Annotated in this window: 9 protein-coding genes; 7 read left to right on the top strand and 2 right to left on the bottom strand. The window is 68.6% G+C overall.

Annotated features, from left to right (window positions below; genetic code table 11):
• Positions 1-90 precede the first annotated feature (90 nt).
• The 3 genes from MBEBAB_RS13900 (at position 91) to MBEBAB_RS13910 (ending at position 3,138) form a co-directional block, all read left to right on the top strand.
• Positions 91-1,023 (top strand): fatty acid desaturase family protein, encoded by a 933-nt coding sequence (locus MBEBAB_RS13900; protein WP_021698621.1) that lies wholly within the window; start codon positions 91-93, stop codon positions 1,021-1,023.
• 221 nt (positions 1,024-1,244) lie between these two features.
• Positions 1,245-1,658, top strand: a complete 414-nt coding sequence (locus MBEBAB_RS13905; RefSeq protein ID WP_021698622.1) for a DUF2141 domain-containing protein — start codon at positions 1,245-1,247, stop codon at positions 1,656-1,658.
• A gap of 22 nt (positions 1,659-1,680) precedes the next feature.
• Positions 1,681-3,138, top strand: coding sequence for a carotenoid oxygenase family protein (locus tag MBEBAB_RS13910; RefSeq protein WP_021698623.1), 1,458 nt, complete (start codon positions 1,681-1,683; stop codon positions 3,136-3,138).
• Here MBEBAB_RS13910 and MBEBAB_RS13915 read toward each other — a convergent pair.
• Both MBEBAB_RS13915 and MBEBAB_RS13920 read right to left on the bottom strand, forming a co-directional pair.
• Positions 3,135-3,881 carry a LytTR family DNA-binding domain-containing protein gene (locus MBEBAB_RS13915; protein WP_021698624.1) on the bottom strand — a complete coding sequence of 249 codons (747 nt, stop codon included), beginning with the start codon at positions 3,879-3,881 and terminating at the stop codon, positions 3,135-3,137. The genes MBEBAB_RS13910 and MBEBAB_RS13915 overlap by 4 nt on opposite strands.
• Before the next feature lie 108 nt (positions 3,882-3,989).
• On the bottom strand, positions 3,990-4,706 hold the full coding sequence (locus MBEBAB_RS13920) for a TetR/AcrR family transcriptional regulator (protein ID WP_021698625.1): 717 nt from the start codon (positions 4,704-4,706) through the stop codon (positions 3,990-3,992).
• A 194-nt stretch (positions 4,707-4,900) separates the two neighbouring features.
• Here MBEBAB_RS13920 and MBEBAB_RS13925 point away from each other — a divergent pair, with 194 nt between their 5' ends.
• From MBEBAB_RS13925 to MBEBAB_RS13935, 4 genes are all read left to right on the top strand, one after another.
• The gene (locus tag MBEBAB_RS13925; protein WP_306302040.1) at positions 4,901-6,994 is read left to right on the top strand and encodes a TonB-dependent receptor; all 2,094 of its coding nucleotides are present in this window, start codon (positions 4,901-4,903) and stop codon (positions 6,992-6,994) included.
• Positions 6,925-7,113 carry a TonB-dependent receptor gene (locus tag MBEBAB_RS18465; RefSeq protein WP_306302041.1) on the top strand — a complete coding sequence of 63 codons (189 nt, stop codon included), beginning with the start codon at positions 6,925-6,927 and terminating at the stop codon, positions 7,111-7,113. The genes MBEBAB_RS13925 and MBEBAB_RS18465 overlap by 70 nt, the downstream gene beginning before the upstream one ends.
• 116 nt (positions 7,114-7,229) lie before the next feature.
• Positions 7,230-8,765 carry a spinster family MFS transporter gene (locus tag MBEBAB_RS13930; RefSeq protein WP_021698628.1) on the top strand — a complete coding sequence of 512 codons (1,536 nt, stop codon included), beginning with the start codon at positions 7,230-7,232 and terminating at the stop codon, positions 8,763-8,765.
• A gap of 85 nt (positions 8,766-8,850) precedes the next feature.
• A partial coding sequence (locus MBEBAB_RS13935; RefSeq protein ID WP_045319419.1) for an ATP-grasp domain-containing protein occupies positions 8,851-9,442 on the top strand: 592 nt, incomplete at its 3' end.

Below are 9,442 nucleotides of genomic sequence, written 5' to 3' on the forward strand. Positions count from 1 at the left end.
TGTGAAAGATATATACGCCGGTCAACACGACATTTCGTCAGGATTGCCTGACTTATCGCGTCCTTTTGGAAAACGCGCTATGATCACCCCATGCCCGCCGCGCCGCGCATTTCCCCGACCCGATTGTTCACGCCCGACGAGTGGGCGCCGTTTCAGGCGCGCAGTCACTGGCGGGGTCCGCTGCTGGTGCTGCACGCTTGGGCGGTGATCGCCCTGGCCGTGGCGGCCGGAGTGATATGGCCGGTGCTGATCCCGATCTCCATCATGATCATCGGTGCGCGCCAGCTGGGTCTAGCCATCCTGATGCACGAGGCCGCCCACGGGGCGCTGGCGAAGAATCTGAAGCTCAATGACGTCCTGGGCCACTGGCTGTGCGCCGTGCCCATCGGGGCCAGCCTGGCCGCCTATCGCCCCTATCACCTGTCCCATCACAAATTCGCCCAGCAGCCGGAGGACCCGGATCTGGTGCTGTCCGAGCCGTTCCCGGTCACCGGCGCCTCCCTGCGGCGCAAGATCATCCGCGACCTGACCGGCCAGACCTTCTTCAAGCAGCGCGTGATGCTGCTGATCGGCGCGTTCCGCAATCAGCGCGACGAAGACATGGCCGAGGGCGCGGTGGTCACCGGCAAGTCGGTGGCGTCGTTCCTGATGGTCAATGCGGGGATGCTCCTGGCGATGACCCTGGCGGGCGTCTGGTGGGCGTATTTCGTGCTGTGGCTGCTGCCCATGGCCACCTGGTTTCCGCTGGTCACGCGCCTGCGCAACATCGCCGAGCACGCGTGTGTCGAGGGATCGTCCGACGACGCCTTCCGCGCCGCGCGCACCACCCGCGCGGGCTGGATCGAGCGAGCCCTGATCGCCCCCTACTGGGTCAACTATCACGCCGAGCACCACCTGTTCATGCATGTGCCCTGCTGGCGCCTGCCACGGCTGCACCGGCTGCTGCACACCCGCCCCGAGGCCGCGCGCATGGAGACGGCCCCGGGGTATCTGAGCGTGCTGAGGACCGCAGCAGGAGCCTGATCGGTTGAGACGGGATCGCGTCGCGATCCCGTCGATGCCGTGAATCAGGCTCCCCTTCAAATGTTCTGAGCCGTTCATCCGCGCTTCGCGAACGGACGGGCGTGGTCGTTGGCGAAGGCTGCGCGGCCGGGAACGCATCGGCGGTGGCGGCGCCGCGCTCCACACGGAATGACAGGGCCATCGGAGGCCCGGGAACGGGTCTTCATCACAGGAGCCCGATCATGTTTTCCATCCCCGCCCTCATTCTGGCCGCCGCCCTGACGCTTCAGCCCGCAGAGACCAGCGTCGTCGAGATCACCTTCGACATCGGCGCCCCGGAGGGCGTGGTCATGGCCGCCCTGTTCGACAGCGAGGAGGCCTATGACGGCGGGGGACCGGCCGTGCGCGGCGTGCGGATCGACATCGCCGGCGGCGAGCGCATCGCGCGGTTCGAGGGCCTGCCCCCCGGCGATTACGCCCTGCGCGCCTTTCACGATGTGAACGGCGACGGCGAGATGAACACCAATCCCTTCGGCATGCCGACCGAGCCCTTCGGTTTCTCCAACAATGCGGTTGGCAACATGGGCCCGGCGTCGTGGGCGCGTGCGCACTTCGCCGTCTCGGGCGAGACCCGCCAGACCATCACCCTGCGCTGAAACCGGACCGGGAGCTGACACCATGACCCCCTCGCGCCGCACATTCCTGACCGCCGCCGCGGCCCTGGCCATCACGCCCGACACGGCCTTCGCCGCCCGCGCCATGCGGGTCGCGTCCGACTGGTCCCTGGCCACCGCCGACGTGGAGGGCGACATCGCCCCGCGCGTTCTGCAGCGGGTCCACGGGCGCGTTCCCGAGGGGCTGTCCGGGGCGCTGTACCGCAACGGGCCCGCCAAGTTCCGGCGGCCCGGCGGGTCGTCCCAGCACTGGTTCGACGGCGACGGCCTGATCCGCCGCTTCGGCATCCACGACGGTCAGGCCACCCTGGCCGCCCGCTTCGCCGACACGCCCAAACGGCGTCAGGAGACGCGGCTGGACGCCATGGTCATGCCGGGTTTCGGCACGGCGGCGGACCCGCGCGCAGAGATCGGTTCGGTGGACGACGTCAATCCGGCCAACACTTCGGTGCACAAGGTGGGCGACGCCCTGTGGGCTCTGTGGGAAGCGGGCTCGCCCATGGCCATGGATCCCGACACCCTGGAGACGCGCGGCTTCGTCACCCTGCGCCCGGACCTCAAGTCCATGCCGTTCCTGGCCCACCCGCGCATCGAGCCGGACGGCCGCATCTGGAATCTGGGCGTGAACGGAAACCAGGCCGTGGTCTGGCGTCTGGCGGCGGATGGGGCCCTGGAGGACGCACGCGTGATCCCGCTGCCCCGCGCCAGCTACATCCACGACTTCACCGCCACGGCCCGGCATCTGGTGATCGTGCTGCAGCCGTGGGTGCATGCGCGCAACGTCATGCCGGTCTCCACCGCCTACGACTGGCTGCCGGATCAGGGGACCCAGGTGCTGGTGATCGACAAGGACGATCTGGACGCCCGGCGGGTGTTCGAAGCGCCGGCCTTCGGCTTCTTCCATCTGGGCGACGCCTGGGAGGAGGGTGACGGGATCATCCGCTTCGACGTCTGCACCCATGCCGACATGGACTTCGCGGCCCACGGCGCCCAGGACATCCTGAACGGCGTGCCGCTGGGCGCCGCGCCGGCGCGGCTGGCCATGATGACCCTGTCGCCGGACGGTCAGGGGCGGCTGGAGCACGCCGGGGCGGCGGCCGAGTTCCCCCGTGGGGATGCGCGCCGGGCGGGCCAGCGGCGGCGCTACAGCCTGCACACACTGGGCGAGGAGCCGGACCGGCCCCTCGCCACGGCGGTGGGCGTCACCGACTGGGATCAGGGCCGCACCCACGGCTATGACTTCGGCGCCGGCCATGTGGTGGACGAGATGGTCCATGTGCCCAAGCCGGGCCTGAGCGGCGAGGCGGATGCCTGGCTGGTGGGCCCCACCATCAACCTGCGCGAGGGCGTCACCGAACTGCACGTGCTGGACATGGCGCGTGTGGAGGACGGCCCGGTCTGCACCTGGCGCGCCGACGTGGCCATGCCCGCCGCCTTCCACGGCAACTGGGTCGCGACCTAATACCAGCCGGCCTGGCGCAGGGCGCGGGCGTGGCGGCGGCTGACGGGGACGATCAGGCCGCCCTCCAGCGTCAGGGTTGCGCGCCCATCGCCGCGCTTGACGTCCTGCACGGCGTCTCTGGCGACCCACCAGCTGCGGTGGGTCTGGGCGCCCTCCAGCCCTTCCAGCTCGGCGACAGCGTCGGACAGGCGCATCAGGATCAGGTCCGAGCCGCGGTCGGTGTGGATGCGCAGATAATGGTCCTCGGCCTGGACAGCGTGGATCACGGCGCCGCGCAGCCGGGGCGGCAGGCGGTCAAGGAAGCGCGGCGGCCCCTCGCCCGCATGGGTGGTCGCCGTCTTCGGCTCCATGGCCATGCCGATGGCGGTCATCACCGCGGTGATCAGCAGCACCCGCCAGACGAGCCCCGGGAACATGTCCGGACCATAGGCCTGGCCGTAGAATATCCAGCCGGTCACGCCCCAGACGACCACGGTCAGGGGCAGGCCGATGACCAGCACCGAAACGACGAACCGGATCAGCCAGGAGCGTTCCATGCCCGGCAGGCGCCGGATCGTGCGCATGCAGAATTCGGCCCAGAGTCCGGCCACGATCATCAGCACGACCCAGTAGGCCAGGCGCAGCCCCAGACCCGTCGTCGAGCCGAAGGCGTTGGTCAGGGCCAGGAAGACCCCGGCCGCCACGGCGATCCCTACCCCCTTGGCGGGGTCCCCGGTGATCAGGCGTTTCAGGCGTGTGGACATGCGATTCCCCCGCCCCCATTCAGGCCGGGGCCGGCGCCGTCTGTCCAGACCCGACGGCCGTTGTTGCGCGGGCAATGCAGAAACAGTCTGATTCGGGTCTGACGGGATTCAGTGACTGCACACCGCCCGGAAACCGGCGGCGGCGAAGCGGACCATATAGTCGCACGCGGTCTCCAGATCGCCGGACCGGCACTGGCCGCCCGACAACCGGTCGATGCGGCCGGTCTCGCCCAGGGTCAGGGTCAGGGCGCCGGACAGATTGTGCCAGGCCCAGTAGAGGTCCACGTCCCGCGCGCCGGGCAGGACCAGCCGCACCGCCTCGATCAGGCGGTGGATGGCCGGGTCGAAATAGCGCGCCATGGTCTCCCCCCCGAAAGTCGGGTTGGCGTTGGTCTGCGCCACCAGCGCCGCATAGTGTTTCCACCCCGGCCCACCTTTCAACGACCATTCGAACGGCGGGCGCAGGAACGCCTCAAGCACCCCTTCCAGGGTCATGGCCTCGCCCGCCTCGGCGGCGTAGCGGTTGATGGCCTCCACCCGCTCGTTGTTCCAGACCTCGGCCCGGCGGATGAAGACCGCGTCGAACAGGCCGCGCTTGGCGCCGAAATAATAGTGGATCAGGGCGGTATCCACGCCCGCCTCGCGCGCCACCTCGCGGATGGTGACGCCGTAGAATCCGTGCTTGGAGAACAGGTCTTCGGCCGCGTCCAGGATCAGCGCCCGGGTCTCGCCGCCCGGCTTGTCCTTGGGCGGGCGGCCCCGCCGGGCGGGGGCGGATTTGACGGATGCGGTCTTGGGGGTGGCGACGGTCGCGGCGCGGGTCATGCCATGACGCTAGTCCGGAGATGCGGGCGCGGCAATCGCCAAGGCGCATGGCGCGGGCGCCACAGGACAGAGTTTCAACACATCGCCGCCGCTTTCCCCATTTGACAGACCGGGAAAAGACGATCAGGTTCCCGGAAAATCATTGAACGCTGAATAAATGGCGTCGTCATCGGAAACACAGGTTGGGGCTACCCATGAACAAGTTCGTCAAATCCGCTCTTCTGACGGGTGCTGCCATCAGCGCCCTCACCGCTCCGGCTGTCGTGGCCCAGGCCCAGGAGGTCTCGGAACAACCCGCCGCCACACAGGTGGAAGAGGTCATCGTCACCGCGCGGCGCCGCGAGGAATCCCTGCGTGAGGTGCCGGTGGCCGTCACCGCGCTGAGCAGCGAACGGCTGGCGCTGACCGGCGCGGCCGACGTGACCGTGCTGCAGCAGCAGACCCCCAACGCCACGGTCCAGGTGGCCCGGGGCTCCAACTCGACCCTGATCTCGTTCATTCGCGGCGTGGGCCAGCAGGATCCCCTGTGGGGCTTCGATCCGGGCGTTGGCCTGTATGTGGACGACGTCTATGTGGCCCGCCCCCAGGGCGCGGTGCTGGACATCTTCGACATCGAGCGCATCGAGGTCCTGCGTGGACCGCAGGGCACGCTGTACGGCCGCAACACCATCGGCGGCGCCATCAAGTATGTGACCTCGCGCCTGGCCCCCGAGCCTGAACTGATGCTGCGCGGCGCCGTGGGCTCCGACGGACAGCTGGACATGATCGCCTCTGGCTCGCTTCCGGTCGGCGACTATCTGCGCATCGGCGGCGCCGTGGCCAGCTACAATCGCGACGGCTTCGGCCAGAACCTCACCACCGGCGCCGACCACTATGACAAGGACGTCACCGCGGCCCGGGTCAGCGCCGAACTGGCGCCGACCTCCAACCTGTTCTTCCGCTTCGCCTGGGATCGGGTCGAGGACAACTCCAACGCCCGCCACGGCCACCGCGAGGTCGCGGGCGCGGCCCCCGGCGCCGACGTCCTGCCCGGCATCTATGACACCCGCTCGGGTCTGGGCGACGACAACTATGTGGAGACCGAAGGCCTGTCGCTGACCGCCGAGTGGACGATCAACGACATGCTGACCTTCAAGTCGATCACGGCCCGCCGCGATGGATACACCGACACGGTCATCGACTTCGACGGCACCCCGTCGCCGACCCTGGACATCCCGGCCTATTACGCCGACGACCAGTTCACCCAGGAGTTCCAGCTGCTGTTCAACGGCGCGCGCTGGCAAGGCGTGGCCGGCGTCTACTATCTGGACAGCCACGCCGAGGGCGCCTTCGACACCGTCCTCGGAAACCTGGGCGTCAGCATCGGCACCGGCGGCTTCGTGGACACCGAAAGCTATGCGGTGTTCGCCGACTTCAACTTCGATCTGTCGGACCGTCTGCGCGTGGCCGTCGGCGCCCGCTACACCGAGGACGACAAGACCGGCTTCGTGAACCGCGCCACCTATCTGGGCGCGGGCCAGACCCCGCTGACGGGCGGCCCGGCGGCGACCCCGCTGGTTCAGAACACCCTGTATACGAACAGCCGTTCGTTCAGCGAGTTCACGCCGCGCATCTCGGTCTCCTACGACCTGAACGACGACCTGACCGGCTATGCGGCCTTCAGCCAGGGCTTCAAGTCCGGCGGCTTCGACATGCGCGGCGACGCTCTGGCCACGCCGGACACGGTGGACGGCTATGACCCGGAGACGGTGGACAGCTACGAGCTGGGCCTGAAGGGCTACGCCTTCGACCGGCGCCTGACCTTCAGCTCGGCCCTGTTCTATTCCGACTATCAGGACCAGCAGGTCACCACCCAGGTGCCCACCGCCACGGGCATCGCCAGCTTCGTGGACAACGTGGGCGCCTCCACCATCTACGGCGCCGAGTTCGAAGGCTCGCTGTGGCTGACGGACTTCCTGACCGCCAACTTCGCCGTCGGTTACCTGCGCGCCGAGTTCGAGGAGTTCATCCGCTACAACCTCACCACCATGCAGTACGAGGACATCTCGGACCTGGTGGTGGTGCAGAACTCCCCGCGCTGGAGCGGCTACCTGGGCGTCACCTGGACGAACGACCTGCTGGACGGCCAACTGGCGATCACCCCGTCGGTGTCCTACCGCGACGATTTCAGCCAGTTCGAGTTCCCCAACCCGATCCTGGACCAGGAGGCTACGCCCTGGTGGACCTGTCGGTGGTGTGGACCACGCCGGACCAGCGCTGGCAGCTCGCCCTGCACGGCAAGAACCTGACCGACGAGGAGTACCGCACGGGCGGCTACAACTTCCCGGGCGCGCTGTTCGACAACTCCATCAGCGCCTTCTACGGCCCGCCGCGCACCTGGACCGCAGCGCTGCAGATGCGCTTCTGATCGTCTGAACGAAGACTGACACAGGCGGCGGGCTTCGGTCCGCCGCCTTTTTCTTTTGCATGGTGCGGGGACGGCGCTACCGTTCCGGCCAACGATAAAGTCGAGGGGAGACGCCGATGACCGCACAGGCCGAAGCACGCATCGAGAAGCCGGGATATCGCTACTACGTCCTGGCGATCCTGGTGCTGGTCTACATGCTGAACTTTCTGGACCGGCAGATCATCGGCATCCTGGCCGCGCCGCTGAAGGCCGAGTTCGGCCTGTCCGACAGTCAGTTCGGCCTGCTGGGCGGCATCGCCTTCGCCTCGGTCTACTCCACCCTGGCCATTCCCCTGGCCTGGCTGGCGGACCGGTTCAGCCGGGTCTGGATCATGACCGGCGCCCTGGCCGTGTGGTCCGGTTTCACCGCCCTGTGCGGCGTGGCGGGCTCCTTCGGCCAGCTGTTCCTGTTCCGCATGGGCGTGGGCGTCGGTGAATCCGGCGGGGTGGCCCCGGCCTATTCCCTGGTGGCCGACTATTTCCCGCCCCACCAGCGGGCCCGCGCCCTGGCCGTGTTCGCCTTCGGCATTCCCCTGGGCACCGCGGCGGGCACCCTCGTGGGCGGCGTGCTGGCGGCCCAGTACGGCTGGCGCACCGCCTTCATCGTGGTGGGTCTGCTGGGTCTGCTCCTGGCGCCGGTGCTGCGCCTGACCGTGCGGGATCCGAAGCGCGGCGCCACAGACATCGCCCGGCCGGCCGTCGTGGATGCGGCCCCGGTTCAGCCTGCGGCGGTTCAGGCCGCCGCCCCAGCTGTCGCCGCCGCGCCGAACCGCGTGGGGCTCAACGCTTCGCGTCTGATGCTGGTGGCCGGCGCAGTCGCCTTCGCCCTCGCGGGCCTGGCCCAGTTCGGCGGCGTGCCTGTCGGCAATCCGCTGGTGCTGGCCTTCGCGGGCGGGCTGTCGACGGTCATCGGCGTGTCCTTCTGGGTCGCCAGGATCACCGCCTCCTATGTCTTCCCCAAGAAGAGCTTCTGGCTGCTGGCGCTGGGCGCGGCGTCGTCGTCGGTGTGCGGCTACGGCATCGCCGGCTGGCTGCCGCTGTTCTTCATGCGCAGCTTCGACCTGACCCTGCTGCAGACCAGCTGGTACTATGCGGGCATCGCCCTGATCGGCGGCACCTTGGGCATCTGGATGGGCGGCGCCATCGCCGACAAGCTGGCGAAGCGCGGCAAGGGCGCCTATCCCCTGACGCCGGCCATCGCCTTCCTGATCTCGGCGCCCCTGTTCATCGCGGCCATGAACTCGCCCTGGATCATCGGCCTTGTGCTGCCCGGCGGCGGCAGCGCGGTGCAGCAGCTGACTCTGGCCTTCCTGATTTTCCTGATCCCCACGGGGTTGAATCTGGCCTGGCTGGGACCGATCACCGCGGCGATCCAGCATCTGGTCCCCGCGCCCATGCGCTCCACCGCCTCGGCCCTGTTCCTGCTGATCAACAACCTGCTCGGCATCGCCGTGGGCTTCTACTATTTCGGCTGGATGAGCGACCTGCTGGCGCCCCGCTTCGGGGACGAGAGCCTGCGCTGGGCCATCTACACCGGCATGGGCTTCTATCTGCTGGCCTCGGTGCTTCTGATCGGGGCCTCGCGCACCCTGAAGCGCGACTGGGTGGACTGATCGGAGGGGATCGCCTGTTGCGCCTGCGAAGGGGGGGCCTTTATAAGCGCCTCAACCTTCCTCCCCAGCGTCAGCGGTCCTCTCCATGAACATTCACGAATACCAGGCCAAGCAGGTTCTGAAGGGCTTCGGGGCTCCCGTCGCCTCGGGCGTCGCCATCACCTCGGCGGACGAGGCCGAGGCCGCCGCCCGTCAGCTGCCCGGCCCGCTGTATGTCGTGAAGTCCCAGATCCACGCCGGCGGACGCGGCAAGGGCAAGTTCAAGGAGCTGGGCCCGGACGCCAAGGGCGGCGTGCGCCTGGCCAAGTCCATCGAGGAAGTGGTCGCCCACGCGAAGGACATGCTCGGCAACACCCTGGTCACCGCCCAGACCGGCGAGGCCGGCAAGCAGGTCAACCGTCTGTACATCGAGGACGGCGCCGACATCGCCCGCGAGCTGTACTGCTCGCTGCTGGTGGACCGCCAGCACGGCCGCATCGCCTTCGTGGTCTCCACCGAGGGCGGCATGGACATCGAGGCCGTCGCCCACGACACGCCCGAGAAGATCCAGACCATCGTCATCGACCCGACCACCGGCGTCACCGAGGCCGACGTGGCGACCCTCAATGCGGCCCTGAAGCTGGAGGGCGCCGCGGCCCAGGACGGCGAGACCCTGTTCCCGACGCTGTACCGGGCGT

The organism is Brevundimonas abyssalis TAR-001 (assembly GCF_000466985.1).
GTDB classification, from domain to species: Bacteria; Pseudomonadota; Alphaproteobacteria; order Caulobacterales; family Caulobacteraceae; genus Brevundimonas; species Brevundimonas abyssalis.